The organism is Reyranella sp. (assembly GCF_004297265.1).
In the GTDB taxonomy this organism is placed as follows: Bacteria; Pseudomonadota; Alphaproteobacteria; order Reyranellales; family Reyranellaceae; genus Reyranella.
In genome coordinates, this window is the sequence record NZ_SCUT01000045.1 from 250277 (window position 1) to 265822 (window position 15546).

The following is a 15546-nucleotide window of genomic DNA, read 5'->3' on the forward strand; positions in this document are numbered from 1 at the left end:
GTTCACCCGATGCGCTTCAGGTTCGCCTTGTAGTTCTGGCCGCGCTTCACGTAACTCTCCGCGCTCATCGCCAGCCGCGAGGCGTTCTCCTCGCTCAACTCGCGCACCACCTTGGCCGGCGAGCCGAGGATCATCGAACGGTCGGGGAAGGTCTTGCCTTCGGTCACGACCGAGCCGGCGCCGACCAGGCAGTCCTTGCCGATCACCGAGCGGTTGAGCACGACCGACTGGATGCCGATCAGCGAACCGTCGCCAATGGTGCAGCCGTGCAGCATGACCTGGTGGCCGACCGTCACGTTGCGGCCGATGGTGAGCGGCGCGCCCGGATCGGTGTGCAGGACGCTCAGTTCCTGGATGTTGCTGTCGTCGCCGACGACGATCGGCTCGTTGTCGCCGCGCAGCACGGCGCCGAACCAGATGTTCACCCGTTCGCCCAGGACGACCGACCCGATGATGGTGACCCCCTCCGCGATGTAGCAGGAGGCCGGTATCACCGGCACGCGGTCGTTGAGCTGGTAAATGGGCATCTGGGTTCCTTCTGCGAACGCACTCGATGAGGGAGGCCGCCCGGCATGCCAGCTTGCCCCCGCCAGTTCAATAGGAGCCGGCCTCGGCGGCCCTTACGTAAAGGCGATCTCACGTAAAGGATGTTTGACGTTTACGTAAACGTCAACTAAATCACCTCCATCATGTCAGTCGCCGCCATTCCCTCGGCCAAGACGCCGGCGCCGCGAGACGCGCAGCGCATTTACAGCATTGCCGAACTGTCGCGCGAATTCGCGATCACGCCGCGCACCATCCGCTTCTACGAGGACGAGGGGCTGATCAAGCCGCGCCGCCACGGCACGACCCGTCTCTACACCGCCGGCGATCGCACGCGGCTGGGTTGGATCCTGCGCGGCAAGCGGCTGGGCTTCTCGCTGGCCGAGATCCGCGAGCTGCTCGACCTCTACCAGGTCGATCGCACCGGCCTGCAGCAGCTGCGCGAGCTGCAGCGCCGCTGCCAGCTCCACATCGCCGATCTGGAGCGCAAGCGCGCCGATCTCGACCAGCACATCGGCGAGTTCAGGGACGTCGAGGCCCAAGTAAGCGCCGAGCTGAAGCAGCGCGGCGTCGATCCGGAAAGCACCTAAAAGGCAAGTCACAGACAGGGAGAAGACCATGGCCGTCTACAAGGCCCCGATCAAAGACATCCAGTTCGTCCTGAACGAGGTCATCGACGTCTCGAAGCTCGCCAAACTGCCGGGTTACGAGGACGCGACGCCTGACACGATCCACGCCATCGTCGAGGAAGCGGCGAAGCTCTGCGAGAACGTGCTGTTCCCGCTGAACCGCACCGGCGACGAGGAAGGCTGCCACTACGAGAACGGCGTCGTGCGCACGCCCAAGGGCTTCAAGGAAGCCTACAAGCAGTTCGCCGAGGGCGGCTGGACCGGCATCACCTGCGATCCCGAGTATGGCGGGCAGGGGCTGCCGGCGACGGTGGGCTTCGCGCTGCAGGAGATGTTCACCGCGTCGAACCAGGCCTTCGCGATGTATCCGGGCCTCAGCCACGGCGCCTACGAGGCGCTGTCGCGCCACGGCTCGGACGAACTCAAGAAGAAGTTCCTGCCGAAGCTCACCGACGGGACCTGGACGGGCACGATGTGCCTCACCGAACCCCATTGCGGCACCGACCTCGGCATGCTGCGCACCAAGGCCGAGCCACGGGCCGACGGCAGCTACTCGATCACCGGCACCAAGATCTTCATCTCGGCCGGCGAGCATGACCTCGCCGAGAACATCATCCACCTCGTGCTGGCGCGCCTGCCGGATGCGCCTGGCGGCACCAAGGGCATCTCGCTCTTCCTCGTGCCGAAGTTCCTGCCGAAGGCCGACGGTTCGGTCGGCGAGCGCAACGGCATCCGCTGCGGCGCCCTCGAGCACAAGATGGGCATCAAGGCCAACGCGACCTGCGTGATGAACCTCGACGGCGCCATCGGCTGGCTGGTCGGCGAGGCCAACAAGGGCATGACGGCGATGTTCGTCATGATGAACGCCGCGCGTCTCGGCGTCGGCATGCAGGGACTCGGCATCGCCGAGACGGCGTACCAGAGCGCCGTGGCCTATGCGCGCGACCGGCTTCAGGGCCGCTCGCTGACGGGGCCGAAGAACGCCAACGGTCCGGCCGATCCCATCATCGTGCATCCGGACGTGCGCCGCATGCTGATGATCCAGAAGTCCTTCACCGAGGGCGCCCGCGCACTCTCGCTGTGGGTCGGCATGCTGATCGACGAGGCGCATTCGCATCCGGATGCCGCGACGCGCGAGGCGGCCGACGATCTCATCCAGATGCTGACGCCGATCATCAAGGCCTACTTCACCGACATGGGCAGCGAGTGCGCGAACCTCGCGGTGCAGACCTACGGCGGCCACGGCTTCATCCGCGAAAACGGCGTCGAGCAGCTCGTGCGCGACGCCCGCATCACCCAGCTCTACGAGGGCACCAACGGCATCCAGGCGCTCGACCTGGTCGGCCGCAAGCTGCCGATGAAGGGCGGTCGCGCGGGGCAGCGCCTGCTCGGCGAGATCGGCGGCTTCATCGCCCAGCACAAGGCCGACGAGAAGATGAAGGAGTTCGTCGAGCCGCTCGAGAAGGCGATGGGCCGGGTGCAGGACTCGGCACTGTTCCTGATGCAGAACGCGATGAAGAATCCCGACGAGGCGGGCGGCGCCGCCACCGACCTGCTGCGCCTGATGGCGCTGACAGCGATGGCCTATATGTGGAACCGCATCGTCGTCGCCGCCCACAAGGGACTGGCGGCCGGCAACGACAACGGCTTCTACGAGGCCAAGATCGCCACCGCGCGCTTCTTCATGGCGCGCGTGCTGCCGCAGACCGTGTCGCTCAACCATCAGATCAAGGCCGGTGCCTCGACCCTGATGGCGTTGCCCGCCGACGCGTTCTGACCGACGAAGCGGCCCCGACCCTGACGACGCGGGACCTTCTCGCGTTGCAGGCGTTCGAGCTCGCTGCGCGCACCGGTTCCTTCAAGGCCGCCGCGGAGGTGCTTCACGTCACCGCCTCGGCGATCAGCCATCGCATCGGCGGCCTCGAGCGCAAATTCGGCGCCAGGCTCTTCGAACGCGGCCCTCGGGGTGTCGTACTCGCGCCGGCTGGTCGCCTGCTTGCCAGTACCACCGGCCGTGCCTTCGGGGATCTATCCCGGGCGATCGCCCGCCAGGGTGGTGGCTCGCAGCGGCTGCGTGTCTCGGCCGTGCCGATCTTCGCTACCCACTGGTTGCTGCCACGCCTCGGGCAGTTTCTGGGCCAGCACTCGGGCATCGAGGTCAGAGTCGAGGCCAGCATGCGCATGGCCGACATGGAAGCAGGGCTGGTCGATGTCGCTCTGCGCTACGGCGACGGCAACTTCGCGGGCGTGCACGCCGAGCGTGTGATGGATCTGGCCGCCGTGCCGGTCGGAGCGCCGGCGCTCGCGCGCCGCCTGAGGCTGCGCACGGCAGCCGACCTCGTGCGCGCCCCGCAGGTACGCGTGTCGCCATTCGGCGCTTCGTGGGCGGAGTGGGCCAAGGGTGCAGGCCTCGATCCCGACGCGTTCGAGCGCCGCGGCAGGCATAGTGTGCAGGTCGACGGCATGGGCGCCGCCCTGCGCGCTGCCGCGCACGGGCTCGGTGTTGCGCTTGCGTTCGAGCCGATGATCGAGAGCGAGATTGCCGCGCGCACCCTGGTGCGGCTGGGCCCCGCGATCCCCATGCGAGGACAGATCTGGTTCGTCTGCCGGCTCCAGGACAGAAGCCTTCCCGCCATCCGCGCCTTGCGCCGCTGGATGTTTGCCGAGATCGCGGGCAAGAAGGCGCGATGAAATCGCTGGCCGCCTACGTTGCCGCAGCCTTCCTGGAGATCGCCGGTTGTTTCGCCTTCTGGGCCTGGCTGAGGCTGGGGGCCTCCGCCTGGTGGCTGGTGCCCGGTATCCTTGCACTGGGGCTGTTCGCGTGGCTCCTGACCTTCATCGAGTCGGCCGCCGCCGGCCGGGCCTACGCGGCGTATGGCGGCGTCTACATCGCCGCAACGCTTGTCTGGCTATGGACCGTCGAGGGCACGAGACCGGATCGGTGGGACGTCACCGGTGCGCTGGTCTGCCTGATCGGGGCCGGCATCATCCTGTTCGGACCGCATCGCGCGACGGGCTGAATCCAATTCAGGCCGGATGCCTTGCAATGCGTTTGTCGTCGGCCCTTCGACGGCGCTGCATGCGAACATGGACATCACACTTCCAGCCCGTGACGGTGTCGGGCTCGCTGCCACCTTCTTTTCACCGTCGACTGCCATCCGGCGGGCCGTGCTGATCAACAGCGGCACGGGAATTCCGCGTCAGTTCTATGCGGCGTTCGCGCAGCATCTCGCGGGTCACGGGTTCGCGGTGCTGACCTACGACTATCGCGGCATCGGCCAGTCGGAGAAGCCGGCGAGCGCAACGATGGAAGAGTGGGGGGCGGTCGACCAGGCTTCGATGATCGACCATCTCGGAGTTCTCGCTCCCGGCGCGGCGCGGGCCGTGGTCGGCCATTCGTTCGGCGGACAGGTGCTGGGTCTGGCCGACAGTATCGGACATGTCTCCGCCGCCGTGCTCGTGTGCAGCCAGAGCGGTCACTGGCGTCACTGGCCGGCAGGCCGGGCCCGGCTTCGCATGCTTGCCTTGTGGTGGCTGCTCATTCCCGGTCTCACCGCGATGACGGGGCGATTTCCAGGGGCGTGGGTCGGGACCGCCGACCTGCCGAAGACCGTGGCGCGGAGCTGGGCCCGGTGGGGCCGCTCCCGCCACTATGTCTGCGACGCGCACGGCCGGCCGCTGCGACCCTACAATGAGGCGGTCTCGTTTCCGATCCGCTGGATGAGCTTCAGCGACGATCCCATTGCGCCGTTGTCGGCGGTCGAGGCACTGCGTTCCTACTACTCGAACGCTGCCGTGGACCGCATGCACCTCACGCCGCCGGACCTCGGCCTCGAGGCGGTCGGCCATTTCGGCTTCTTCCGCAAGTCGATGCCGCGCGGTCCCTGGGATGAACTCGCCTGTTGGCTGGAACGGGAAATGCGGCAGACTGACCGCAATCTGAAGCTGGAGGAATTGCCCGCATGTCCGCACCGCACGTTCTCGCCGAAGTCAAGGACGGCATCGGCTGGTTGACGCTCAATCGCCCGGAGTCGCTGAACGCCCTGTCGATGGAAATGCGCGACCTGCTGATCGAGCACAGCGCGAAGTTCGAGAAGGACCCGGCAGTGCGCTGCGTGGTGATCCGCGGCGCCGGCACGCACTTCATGGCGGGCGGTGACATCCGCGGCTTCCACAAGTCGCTCACCGAGGACAAGGAGGCCCACCTCGCGGGCTTCGAGATGCGGGTCGTGAAGGCGCACCAGGCGATCTACCAGATTCGCCGCATGAACAAGCCGGTCCTGGCCTCGGTGCAGGGCGCCGCCGCGGGCTTCGGCCTGTCGCTGATCCTGAACTGCGATTTGGCCATCGCGTCCGACGATTCGTTCTTCACCCTTGCCTATCGCCATATAGGGCTCAGCGCTGACGGTGGCGCGACCTACTTCCTGCCGAGGGTGGTGGGCGAGCGGAAGGCGCTCGAGATCGCGCTTTTGGGTGAGCGATTCACCGCCGAGGAGGCGAAGGCCAACAACATCCTGAACTGGGTCGTGCCGAAGGACCAGCTGGCCGCCGAGACCGAGAAGATGGCGCGCAAGCTCGCCGACGGTCCGACCTACGCGCTGGGCGTCGCCAAGAAGCTGATCCGCAACTCGTTCGACAACAGCTGGGACGAACACTCGCACCGCGAGGCCGAGGGGCTGGCCGCCTGCGCCGCGACCGAAGACCATTTCGAGGGCCTGAGCGCCTTCCTTGAAAAGCGGAAGGCGAAATTCAAGGGCCGGTGAAGATGCGTGCTTGCGCCCTTACCGGCATCATGTTTCGCCCGATGCCTCAGGCCGCGACAGGCACCTCAATCAAGCCAAGATGCTTCGCCATGGGACGGAAGTCGTTATCGTTGTGCAGGAGGGCGGTGCGGTTCTCGATGCACCAGGTGCCGATCAGCAGATCGATGGCCGTGCGGACGGTAATGCCTTTTCGGCGGAGAGTGCGGAAATGGCGCGCAGCCAGGACGGCGATCTCTGCGCCGCCCATCGCGACGATATCGAAGCGACGCAAGAGCGCCTCAACGCTTCGGGCCGCCCGCTCGTCCCTCAGGCCTTGCAGGACTTCGCACAGCATCAGATCGCCCACGACGATCTCTTCGGCGCCAAGGGCCATCTGGAGGCGCTTAACGTGAGGCGCCTCGCGTCCGTTCAGAAAATCGATCCAAACGCTGCTGTCGACAACGATCAAACGGCCCCTCGGCCTGCGCGACTGCGCGAAAGGTTGCCGCGCCACCGGTATTTGCCGAAGGCGGCGCTCACTTCCTGCTGTCGACGCAACTTGACCATCAGGCGAAGAGCCTGTTCCACGGTCTGCTTCTTGGTCGCGAGCCCGGACGCCTTCTGGGCGTCGGCCATCAACTTCTCGTCGATTTCGATGTTGGTGCGCATGATGGGCAACCGTTCGTGTGTATGATTATACGATATCATACACACGGCGGATTTAACAGCGTGCGGCATCGCTGCGGCGTTGCCGGCCGTCGGCGATCTACTGGGTCGTGATCTTCGCCGTCTCGATCACGCTCTTCCATTTGGGCACTTCGGCGCTGATCATGTCGGCGAATTCCTGGGGCGTGCTGGCCGTGGCGACGCCGCCGTAACCCACGAACTTCTGCTGCAGTTCAGGGTTCGCCAGGACTTCCCGGATGGCGGCGTTCAGCCTGGCGATCACCGGCGCGGGTGTCCCGGCCGGCGCCAGGATCCCGAACCAGACGACGGCCGCGTAGCCCGGCAGCGACTGGCCGATGGTCGGCGTGCCCGGCATCAGCGGCGAGGGCGTGGCGGTCGAAACCGCGAGCAGCTTCAGCTTGCCGCCCTTGACCGCGGCGTCCTGCATGTCCGACGAGGTGGTGAGCAGAATCTTCACCTCGCCGTTCAATACCGCCATGGTCGACGGCGCCTGGCCCTTGTAGGGCACGTGGATCAGTTTAAGGCCGGCATCCTTGCCGAACGACTCGGTGGCGAGGTGACCGAAGGAGCCCGCGCCCGCCGTCGCATACTCGACGCCGTTGGGCTGCGTCTTGATCCAGGCGATCAGTTCCTTGACGTTGCTGGCCGGCACGCTGGGATGCACGACCAGCGTCAACGGGGCGATCGAGACCAGAGACACCGGCGCGAAGTCCTTTACGGGATCGTATCCCACATCCTTCTGGATCAGCGGCACGATGGCGCTGGGGCCATTGTTGCCGAATATCAGCGTGTAGCCGTCGGGCGCCGCGGTGGCGACCTGCTTGGTGCCGATGGCGCCCGCCGCGCCCGCCTTGTTGTCGACGATAATCGGCTGGCCCAGTGCCTTCGACAGCGGCTCCTGCAGGGTCCGGGCCATGATGTCGGTGGTGCCGCCGGGCGCGTAGGGCACGACCAGCCGGATCGGCCTGTCGGGATACGGCGCCTGCGCCGCGACCGGCAGCGCACCGAGGGCGAAAGCGAGACACAGCAAGCCTGTCCGTCTTCTCATCATTGTTTCCTCCCAGAAGCCTTCTTTGTGATTTTTTCCAGCATTGCTTGGGTGTCGGCGCCGAGCGCAGGGACGTCGGGGCCGACGCCGATCGAGCCGTCGGCGAACCGAAAGGGCGGGTTTGGCACCAGGAACGTGCCGGCGCCGTCTTGGACCTTGGCCAGCGAACCGCGCGCGGCGAGCTGCGGATCGGCCATGGCTTCGGCCACGGTGAGATAGCGTGAGCAGGGAACGCCCGCCGCCATCAGCGTGGCCTCGCATTCGCGCGCCGCGCGTGTCGACGTCCATTCCTCGATCGCCACCATCAGGGCATCCCAATGCGTCGTGCGGGCAGCGACGGTGATGAAGCGTGGATCGGTCTTCCAGTCGGGGCGGCCGACCGCGTCGGCGAGCTGCTCGAAGTTGCGCTGGTTGACCGGCGCCACGATCACGAAGCCGTCGCGTGCCTGCATCGGCACATAGAGCGGCCGACGTTCCTTCGACGGGAACTGCGCTTCCTGGCATTCGAAGACCAGCAGGTTGATCATCGAATCCATCAGGGCCACGTCGATGAACTGACCGTTGCCGTGGCGCAGCCGCGCGATCAACGCCGTCTGGATGGCGCCGAAGGCGTAGACCGCGGCCAGCACGTCGGCCACGAAGATGCCGGTCTTGGCGGGTTTCTCCTGCCCATCCTGATAAACGAACTGCGTATGGTCGAAGCCGCTGGCGGCATGGATGACGGGCGCGTAGGCCGGCTGTCCGGCGCGCGGGCCGGTCTGGCCGAAGCCCGAGATCGAGCAATAGACGAGATCGGGCTTGGCCGCCGACAAGGTCGCGTAGTCGAGGCCGAGGCGTTTCATGACACCGGGCCGGAAGTTCTCGACCACGACATCACTCGCGGTCACGAGATCCCGGGCGGCCTCGCGCCCCGCGGCGCTCTTGAGATCGAGGGCGACGCTCTTCTTGCCGGCGTTCAGATGGCCGAAATAGGTGCTGTGGCCCTCGCGCAGCGGCGGCCGGCTGCGCATGTGGTCGCCGTGCGGCTCCTCGATCTTCAGCACCTCCGCGCCGCAGTCGGCCAGCAGGCGCGTGCAATAGGGACCGGCGATCATGCTGGTGAAGTCGACGACGCGCATCCCGGCGAGCGGTTTCATCCCGGTTCATTCCCGTCTTTGCCGCGGCGCGACGCCATGCGGTCGCGGTAGCGGCCGCGCAGGCTCTCCAGATGCTCGGTCATCGCCGCCACCGCGGCGTCGGCGTCGCGCCTGGCGAGCGCGGCGAGCAGGCGGCGCCGTGCCTTGATGGTGAGATCGTTGCGCTCGCCGCCGGCGGCATGGGCGAAGTCGCGCATGACCTCCATCAGCGCGCCCATCAGCATCGCCATGACGGCGTTGCCGGTGGCGCGGGCCAGCAGATTGTGAAACTCGATGTGGATGTCGATCTTGTCGTCGTAGCGCCTGGCCTTGAGCAGCCGCTCGGCCTCGTCGACGTTGGCGGTGAGGGCGGCGAGATCGGCCTCGGTGGCGCGCGCGCAGGCGATCCGCACCACGGTCGAGGCGAGCCACAGCCTCGCCTCGGTCAGATCGTCCAGCGACACGCTGCCGAGCTGGTAGAGGTTGCGGAAGCTGTCGCCGATCAGGCCGGGATCGCCCTGGCCGATGAAGGCGCCGCCATGGGCGCCAGCCTGCAGGGCAACGAGGCCGGTGCGTTCGAGATTGCGCAGCGCCTCCCGCACGGCGCCACGACTGACGCCAAAGCTTTCCGCCAACTCGCGCTCCGGCGGCAGCTTGTCGCCCGAGCGCAATTCGCCCGAGGCGATGCGTCCCTCAATCTGCGTCGACACCTGATCGGAGAGGCGCCGGCGCTTGATGGGAGCGAAGTCCTGGCTCATGCCGTGCCCCCGGCTGTGAGACCGGCGAGTGCCTTCGCACCGATGCGGTCGCGATAGGCGTCCTCTCCGCCGTGCGCGTGCTGGGTGAGATAGGCGTTGAACGCCACCTGATCCCGGCTCGCCGCGACATAGGCCTTCAGGTGCTGCTCGTCCTGCGCATAGAGGCCGGGACTGCCGCCGGGATGGGCGCCGAAGGGCGCAACGACAATGGCATCGACGAAGGCCGAGGGAATCTTGGTCAGTCGAGCCGACTGACGAACCGTGCTCGACGGCACGATGCGGTCGACCGAGCAGATCACGTGCCGGGCCGCCTGCGCCATCAGCAAGTCGAAGTAGCCGGCGCCGAAATACTGCACATTGCCGTCCTCGTCGGCCTGCTGGCCGTGCAGGAACACGACGTCCGGCTTGATCGCCGGTACTTCGAGCAATGGCCGGCCGCCTTCCTGCACGCGGGCCTTGCAATAGCCCTCGGGATTGACCTTCGGCAGGTCGGTGCCGAGATCGGGGATCAGCCCGTAGGGCAGGTCGCAGGCGCCGGCCCGCAGGCCGCCCGCGATGCCGGGCCCGTCCATCTCCAGCACTTTCACCGCGCCCGACTGCGCGGCACGCCGGAAATTGGGCGCGAGGCCGAGATGCTCGAAGCTGATGAAGACGCAGGCCGTCGTCTTCACGCAGCCCGCGCCGATCAGCATGTCGGGGGCCACGCTGCCGGGCGAGGGCACCAGGGTGAGATCGCGCACGCCCTTGCGGATCAGGCCGCGTACCAGCGCCATCGGCTGTCCATGGAAGATCCATCCGCCGATGCCGAGCGTCATGCCGTCCTTGACGACGGACAGCGCGGTATCGAGGTCGACGAGTTTCTTCGAGGCGGACCTGCTTGAAGCGGGCATGTCTCTACCTCCGCAGCATGTCGCGGGCGATCACCAGACGCTGGATCTGGTTGGTGCCCTCGAATATCTGATTGATCTTGGCGTCGCGCATGAACCGCTCGACCGGAAAGTCGCGCATGTAGCCGGCGCCGCCGAAGATCTGCACGGCGTCGGTCGTGACCTTCATGGCGGTATCGCTGCAGAAGCATTTGACCATCGAGGACTTCGCCGAGAAGCTCGCCCATTCCCCGCGGTCGGCCATGCGCGTGCAGTCGTAGAGCAGGCAGCGCGCCGCCTCCGTCTGCATCTGCATGTCGGCCAGCATGAACTGGATGCCCTGGAACTCGGCGATCGGCTGGCCGAACTGCTTGCGTTCGCGACCAAAGCCGATGGCGGCGTCGATCGCGCCCTGTGCCAGCCCGACCGAGATCGCGCCGATGGTCGGCCGGTTGAGATCGAGGATGCGCATGCAGGTCTTGAAGGCCTGGCCCTCGGGACCGATCATGTTCTCTTCGGGCACGCGCACATTGTCGAAGAAGATCGGCGCGTTGGGCACGCCGCGGATGCCCATCTTGCGGTCGAGCTTGCCGTACGAAAAGCCGGGCGTCCTGGTGTCGACGAGGAAAGCCGAGATGCCGTTGGCGCCCTTGCCTTCGCTGGTGCGGGCGAACACCAGGATGAAGTGCGCAACGGGGCCGAAGGTGATGTAGATCTTGCCGCCGTTCAGCACCCAACTTGCGCCGTCCTTCACCGCGCGCGTCTTCATCGAGGAGACGTCGGAGCCGGTGCCCGCCTCGGTGATGGCGACGGCCGTCAGCGTGCGGCCCTTGGCGGCGAGCCCGAGATAGTGCCGCTTCTGCTCATCGGTGCCGAAGTTCAGGATCGGCAGCACCAGGCCGAAGGAATTGTTGGCCGCGAGCAGGGCCGCCGATTCGGAGACCTTGGCGATCTCCTCCTTCACGATGCAGACCGACGTGAGGTCCGCGCCCGGCCCGCCATATTCCTGCGGAACCCAGAGCTGCAGCAACCCCATGTCGCCGAACACTTCCACCAGCTCCTGCGGAAAGCGATCGTTCTCGTCGATCTCCGAGGCGATCGGCGCCACATGCTTCTCGACCATTCTGCGAACCTGGTCGCGCAGCAACAGATGGTGTTCTTCGAAATGATAGTTGTTCATCGGACAAACCTTCAGTTGGCCTTGGGCCACGGGAACTTGCGCGCCAGCACGCCCGTCGTGTCGACGGTGCGGCGCAGGAGGAAGAGCTCCTCGTCGGCGGGATTGGCGGTGCGCTCGATATTGGGCGGCACCACGAGATCGAAGCCGGTGTTGTCGCGCACCTCGTCGAGCGTGACGCCCTCGTGCAGCGACCTGATGCGCATGGCCTTGGTCACGGGCTCGAAGTCGAAGACGCCGAGCGGGGTCACCACCAGGCGTGGCCCGCCTTCGGGCAGGCCGAAATCGGTGCGCGAGGTGCCGCCGTCGAGGAAGCCGGCGCCGCAGACGAAGTCGACCTTGGGTACGAAAGCGCCGCGGTCGTGGCGCGTCATCATGATGTAGAAGCGCCGCGACAGGCCGCAGAGCGCGCTGATGCCGACGGTGCCGGGGCCGCGCAGGCGGGGCTTGGCGTGATCGCCGACGCAGACGGTATTGATGTTGCCGAAGCGGTCGGTCTGCAGCGCGCCCAGGATGGCGAAGTCGAAGAAGTGAACCTGCCAGTCGATGAAGTCGATCATCTGCGGCAGGTCCATTACCGCCTCGGCAACGGCAATGTTTTCGGCATCCGCCGCCGGCCGGATGATGCCCTCGGTCGGATTGGTCATGCCGCCGGGGCCCGACACCCACCACAAATGCGGCGCCTGACGCTGGCGTGCGAGATTGCAGGCTGCGACCTGGATGTCGGAGTTGGTGCCGACGATCGCCTTCTCGCCGTCGGCCATATCGCGCGACAGCAGCACGGCCAGCATCTCGCCCATCGCGAAGCTATCGGTGGTCAACGGCATTTCCTGAATCCTGATGAAGGTGGCTGGGACATGTCATGTCGAGGCGACTTCGAAGATCGTTTTGGCCGTTCCCTCGCCGCTCAAGGCGTAGCTGAGCGCCTCGCGGTAGCGGTCGAACGCAAAGGTACGGCCGGTCGGTGGAGCGAGGCGTCCCTTCGCGACCCAGTCGAGCAGTTCGTCGAGTTCCCGTTGCGCCGCGGCCGCTTCGAACACGGCGGCGAACTGGCGATAGTCGACGCCGACCAGGGCGGCGCCTTTCAGCAGCGGCAGGTTGACGGGCAGGGCGGGGATTTCTCCCGAGGCGAAGCCGATCACCAGGTAGCGTCCGCCCCAACTGAGCGAGCGAAAGGCCGGCTGCAGCAACGGCCCACTCACCGGATCGAACGCGACGTCGATGCCGCCGGGCATCGCTGCCTTCAAGCGCTCACGCCAGCCTGAGGGTTCACGGTCCAGCGCGATCTCGGCCCCGTTCTGTATGGCCAGCGCGCGCTTCTCGGGCGTCGACGCCACCGCGACGACGCGGGCGCCCAACAGCTTGCCGACCTGGACGGCGGCAAGGCCGACGCCACCCGCGGCGCCGATCACCAGCAACGTCTCGCCCGGCTTGATGTGCGCGCGATCACGCAGACCGTGCAGCGCGGTGACGTAGTTCACGCGAAAGCCGGCGGCCTGGTCGAGCCGCATGCGGTCGGGAATCCGGCTGACCGCCGTTACCGGTGCGACGGCGTATTCTACGAAGCCGCCGCGCACCTGCGCCAGAACGCGGTCGCCGGGTGCCAGCCCCGTGACGCCGCTCCCCACCCGATCGATCCAGCCCGAGGCCTCGCCGCCCGGAACGTGCGGCAACGGTGGCTTGACCTGGTAGCGGCCGAGCGAGACCAGCGCGTCGACATAGCCGACGCCACAGGCGGCAATCCTGACGCGCACCTCGCCGGGTCCCGGCTCGGGCATGTCGAGGTCGACCACGCGGTAGCTGTCGATCGAACTGAGGTCGTCGGCCTGAATCGCCTTCATCTGCTTGGTCGTCCTGTCCTGTTCAATGCATGGGACCGATCAACACCGGCAGCGCCTTGAAGCCGCCGACCAGGTTGGCGTGGATGCGCTGGGCGTCGCCCGCCGGTTCGATGCTGTCGGCAGAACCGGGCGAAGCGGCCATCGTCGGTGTCGACTCTGGGCGATACCAGCGCGACGGCCAGTTCGGTGGACATGGCGTTTCCTCTCCCGGTCTTGGCGCCGGTCGATATTGGTCTGCTTTTTTATTGGTCGGACCAATGAAGAGTCAATGCGGAAGAGTGTCGGTGCGTTGGATTGTCGTCGAGACGTTGTTTGGCGAGTCGCGTGGGGACCCACGCTGCGATCTGCGGCAGCGGGAATTTGCCAGCCCGGGCAAGGGCTGGCGGGCCGGACAAGAATTGCCCGGCCTGTCAAAGTGGGATGCCTTGGTGACTCTTAGCGGCCCTTCCAGTTGGGCTTGCGCTTCTCGGCGAAGGCCTTCGGGCCCTCGACCGTGTCCTCGCTGTTCGCCATGGCGATGAACGCGGGGTAGTGCTGGTTGCGCATGCTGATCTCGAGCGACGGTACGTCGAGCGAGCGCATCACGACCTGCTTGGTGGCGCGCACCGACATGGGCGAGCATTCGAGGATCTGGGCGGCCCACTTCTTCGCAGTCGCCATCAGCTCGGCGTGGGGCACCACCTCGGTGACGAAGCCCAGCTCGTAGCCTTCCTTGGCGCCGACATGGCGACCCGTGAGCATCATGCCCATGGCCTTCTTGAGCGGGATCATGCGGCTGAGGCGCTGCATGCCACCGGCGCCGGCGGCGAGGCCCACGCGCGGCTCGGGCAGGGCAAATTTGGCCTGGTCGGAGGCGATGATGATGTCGCAGGCCAGCGCGATCTCGAAGCCGCCGCCCATGGCGATGCCGTTCACGGCGGCGATCACCGGCTTGTCGAGGTCGAAGCGGTTGGCCAGGCCGCCGAAGCCCTTGGCCGGATGGACCGGGCGCTTGCCGGTCTTGGCCTGAATCTCGGCATGGTATTTGAGGTCGTTACCGGCGCAGAAGGCCTTGTCGCCGGCGCCGGTGATGATTGCGACCCAGAGGTCCGGATTCGCCTGGAATTCGTCGAACGCCTCGACCATCTCCTGGTTCGCCATCGGGTGACAGGCGTTGTACACCTCCGGTCGGTTGATCGTGACGATCATCAGGTGGCCGTCGGTCTCAACCTTGCTGTATTGCCCCATGGCAAAATTCCTCCGTTTTTCGTGAACGGCGATTTACCGTCCATTATGCCGCGGTGAAAAGCGGGACGATGCTCCCCATCTGCATCGTGAAATGCGAATTCCAATCTTCCGTTACGCTGCCGGCGGCTTCGCCGGGGCGCTGGCCGTGCTGTCGGCGACTCTCACTTGCGCTGCGACGTTAAACCAAAATCTCCGGATCGCGCCGCAACCGCCACAATGGCTTGTGGCCGATATTCCCAAGGCGGCAGCCACGGCCGGGACGTTGCGAGGCGTCCAGATTGCCGAGCTCCGGAAGCCCCTGCCGGGGATCAAGTCGTCCGAGCCCCCAGCCAGCGCGGCCGAGATCGTGGGCAAGATGCTCGCGCCGGGCGCATCCAACCCGGACGTGCCTTTGCCGCATCCCGATCTTTCGGAAAAGTTCTCCGACAGGACCGAGGTCCAAGGTCCCTTGAGGGGGCCTACACCCTACGGCCGGGGAGAGACCGGTGGCGGTGTCGTGGGCTTTCGGGTCCCCATTCCGGTGGACCGCAGCGCCGCCAGTGGAACCACTACATCTAGTCCAGGTGCCCTGCGCCCGGAGCCTGCTCCGGAGAGGGCCCCGGGGCCCCGATAAGCTGCACTGTGTTGCGTCCGGGTCACAGGTTGGCGGTGAGTCGGCGGGGGAAGGGAGCAGCCGGTTGCACCGCACCAGTGGTGGTGTGTATATTTCACGAAGTTGGCGACATAAGACGGTCCGCTGACGGACGGTACTCCAGTTTCAGTTCGCAAGTATCAAGAACGAGGGGAAGAACTCATGAAGAAGGCTCTTCTGGCGGCTGCCGCCATTGTAGCGCTGCCGGTTGCGGCGCAGGCGCAGGCTCCGCAGCCGGGCGTCTACATTGGTGCCGAGGGCGGCATCAACTGGCTGACGAAC

17 protein-coding genes are annotated in these 15546 nt (G+C 66.4%); 6 read left to right on the top strand and 11 right to left on the bottom strand.

Features of this window, described 5'->3' with window-relative positions:
* Window positions 1-2: 2 nt before the first annotated feature.
* Window positions 3-527 (bottom strand): gamma carbonic anhydrase family protein, encoded by a 525-nt coding sequence (locus EPO41_RS19940; protein ID WP_296328655.1) that lies wholly within the window; start codon window positions 525-527, stop codon window positions 3-5.
* Window positions 528-689: 162 nt separating this feature from the next.
* Here EPO41_RS19940 and EPO41_RS19945 point away from each other — a divergent pair, with 162 nt between their 5' ends.
* The 6 genes from EPO41_RS19945 (at window position 690) to EPO41_RS19970 (ending at window position 5935) form a co-directional block, all read left to right on the top strand.
* Window positions 690-1133: a MerR family DNA-binding transcriptional regulator gene (locus EPO41_RS19945; protein ID WP_296328658.1), complete on the top strand. Its 444-nt coding sequence runs from the start codon at window positions 690-692 to the stop codon at window positions 1131-1133.
* A 28-nt stretch (window positions 1134-1161) separates the two neighbouring features.
* Window positions 1162-2949, top strand: coding sequence for an acyl-CoA dehydrogenase C-terminal domain-containing protein (locus EPO41_RS19950; RefSeq protein WP_296328661.1), 1788 nt, complete (start codon window positions 1162-1164; stop codon window positions 2947-2949).
* Between the two features lie 44 nt (window positions 2950-2993).
* Window positions 2994-3863 (top strand): LysR substrate-binding domain-containing protein, encoded by an 870-nt coding sequence (locus EPO41_RS19955; RefSeq protein ID WP_296328664.1) that lies wholly within the window; start codon window positions 2994-2996, stop codon window positions 3861-3863.
* Window positions 3860-4192, top strand: coding sequence for a YnfA family protein (locus EPO41_RS19960; protein ID WP_296328665.1), 333 nt, complete (start codon window positions 3860-3862; stop codon window positions 4190-4192). Before EPO41_RS19955 ends, EPO41_RS19960 begins: the two co-directional genes overlap by 4 nt.
* Window positions 4193-4259: 67 nt before the next feature.
* Complete coding sequence (locus EPO41_RS19965) at window positions 4260-5186, top strand: alpha/beta fold hydrolase (protein ID WP_296328668.1); 927 nt, start codon at window positions 4260-4262, stop codon at window positions 5184-5186.
* Window positions 5135-5935: an enoyl-CoA hydratase gene (locus EPO41_RS19970; protein WP_296328671.1), complete on the top strand. Its 801-nt coding sequence runs from the start codon at window positions 5135-5137 to the stop codon at window positions 5933-5935. The genes EPO41_RS19965 and EPO41_RS19970 overlap by 52 nt, the downstream gene beginning before the upstream one ends.
* Before the next feature lie 46 nt (window positions 5936-5981).
* Here the strand turns inward: EPO41_RS19970 and EPO41_RS19975 are convergent, their stop codons facing one another.
* From EPO41_RS19975 to EPO41_RS20020, 10 genes are all read right to left on the bottom strand, one after another.
* Entirely contained in the window at window positions 5982-6383 is a 402-nt protein-coding gene (locus EPO41_RS19975) for a PIN domain nuclease (RefSeq protein ID WP_296328673.1), read from the bottom strand.
* Window positions 6380-6583, bottom strand: coding sequence for a type II toxin-antitoxin system VapB family antitoxin (locus EPO41_RS19980; RefSeq protein ID WP_296328676.1), 204 nt, complete (start codon window positions 6581-6583; stop codon window positions 6380-6382). Before EPO41_RS19980 ends, EPO41_RS19975 begins: the two co-directional genes overlap by 4 nt.
* A gap of 97 nt (window positions 6584-6680) precedes the next feature.
* A complete protein-coding gene (locus tag EPO41_RS19985) occupies window positions 6681-7652 on the bottom strand; it encodes a tripartite tricarboxylate transporter substrate binding protein (RefSeq protein WP_296328679.1) in 972 nt (323 codons plus the stop codon).
* Window positions 7649-8785: a CoA transferase gene (locus EPO41_RS19990; RefSeq protein ID WP_296328682.1), complete on the bottom strand. Its 1137-nt coding sequence runs from the start codon at window positions 8783-8785 to the stop codon at window positions 7649-7651. The genes EPO41_RS19985 and EPO41_RS19990 overlap by 4 nt, the downstream gene beginning before the upstream one ends.
* A complete protein-coding gene (locus tag EPO41_RS19995) occupies window positions 8782-9522 on the bottom strand; it encodes an FCD domain-containing protein (RefSeq protein ID WP_296328685.1) in 741 nt (246 codons plus the stop codon). Before EPO41_RS19995 ends, EPO41_RS19990 begins: the two co-directional genes overlap by 4 nt.
* The gene (locus EPO41_RS20000) at window positions 9519-10412 is read right to left on the bottom strand and encodes a CoA-transferase (RefSeq protein ID WP_296328687.1); all 894 of its coding nucleotides are present in this window, start codon (window positions 10410-10412) and stop codon (window positions 9519-9521) included. The genes EPO41_RS19995 and EPO41_RS20000 overlap by 4 nt, the downstream gene beginning before the upstream one ends.
* 4 nt (window positions 10413-10416) lie before the next feature.
* Complete coding sequence (locus EPO41_RS20005) at window positions 10417-11568, bottom strand: acyl-CoA dehydrogenase family protein (RefSeq protein ID WP_296328689.1); 1152 nt, start codon at window positions 11566-11568, stop codon at window positions 10417-10419.
* An 11-nt stretch (window positions 11569-11579) separates the two neighbouring features.
* Complete coding sequence (locus EPO41_RS20010) at window positions 11580-12392, bottom strand: CoA-transferase (RefSeq protein WP_296328692.1); 813 nt, start codon at window positions 12390-12392, stop codon at window positions 11580-11582.
* Window positions 12393-12425: 33 nt separating this feature from the next.
* Entirely contained in the window at window positions 12426-13406 is a 981-nt protein-coding gene (locus EPO41_RS20015) for an NADPH:quinone oxidoreductase family protein (RefSeq protein ID WP_296328695.1), read from the bottom strand.
* A gap of 435 nt (window positions 13407-13841) precedes the next feature.
* Window positions 13842-14633 (bottom strand): enoyl-CoA hydratase-related protein, encoded by a 792-nt coding sequence (locus EPO41_RS20020; protein ID WP_296328698.1) that lies wholly within the window; start codon window positions 14631-14633, stop codon window positions 13842-13844.
* Window positions 14634-15546: the final 913 nt, after the last annotated feature.

Bases quoted from the DNA above. Each gene is read 5' to 3' on its own strand.
- EPO41_RS19950 (WP_296328661.1), top strand. From the start codon at position 1,162: ATGGCCGTCTACAAGGCCCCGATCAAAGACATCCAGTTCGTCCTGAAC.
- EPO41_RS19990 (WP_296328682.1), bottom strand. From the start codon at position 8,785: ATGAAACCGCTCGCCGGGATGCGCGTCGTCGACTTCACCAGCATGATC.
- EPO41_RS20015 (WP_296328695.1), bottom strand. From the start codon at position 13,406: ATGAAGGCGATTCAGGCCGACGACCTCAGTTCGATCGACAGCTACCGC.
- EPO41_RS20005 (WP_296328689.1), bottom strand. From the start codon at position 11,568: ATGAACAACTATCATTTCGAAGAACACCATCTGTTGCTGCGCGACCAG.
- EPO41_RS20010 (WP_296328692.1), bottom strand. From the start codon at position 12,392: ATGCCGTTGACCACCGATAGCTTCGCGATGGGCGAGATGCTGGCCGTG.
- EPO41_RS19965 (WP_296328668.1), top strand. From the start codon at position 4,260: ATGGACATCACACTTCCAGCCCGTGACGGTGTCGGGCTCGCTGCCACC.
- EPO41_RS19945 (WP_296328658.1), top strand. From the start codon at position 690: ATGTCAGTCGCCGCCATTCCCTCGGCCAAGACGCCGGCGCCGCGAGAC.
- EPO41_RS19970 (WP_296328671.1), top strand. From the start codon at position 5,135: ATGTCCGCACCGCACGTTCTCGCCGAAGTCAAGGACGGCATCGGCTGG.
- EPO41_RS19985 (WP_296328679.1), bottom strand. From the start codon at position 7,652: ATGATGAGAAGACGGACAGGCTTGCTGTGTCTCGCTTTCGCCCTCGGT.
- EPO41_RS19980 (WP_296328676.1), bottom strand. From the start codon at position 6,583: ATGCGCACCAACATCGAAATCGACGAGAAGTTGATGGCCGACGCCCAG.
- EPO41_RS19995 (WP_296328685.1), bottom strand. From the start codon at position 9,522: ATGAGCCAGGACTTCGCTCCCATCAAGCGCCGGCGCCTCTCCGATCAG.
- EPO41_RS20020 (WP_296328698.1), bottom strand. From the start codon at position 14,633: ATGGGGCAATACAGCAAGGTTGAGACCGACGGCCACCTGATGATCGTC.
- EPO41_RS19960 (WP_296328665.1), top strand. From the start codon at position 3,860: ATGAAATCGCTGGCCGCCTACGTTGCCGCAGCCTTCCTGGAGATCGCC.
- EPO41_RS19940 (WP_296328655.1), bottom strand. From the start codon at position 527: ATGCCCATTTACCAGCTCAACGACCGCGTGCCGGTGATACCGGCCTCC.
- EPO41_RS20000 (WP_296328687.1), bottom strand. From the start codon at position 10,412: ATGCCCGCTTCAAGCAGGTCCGCCTCGAAGAAACTCGTCGACCTCGAT.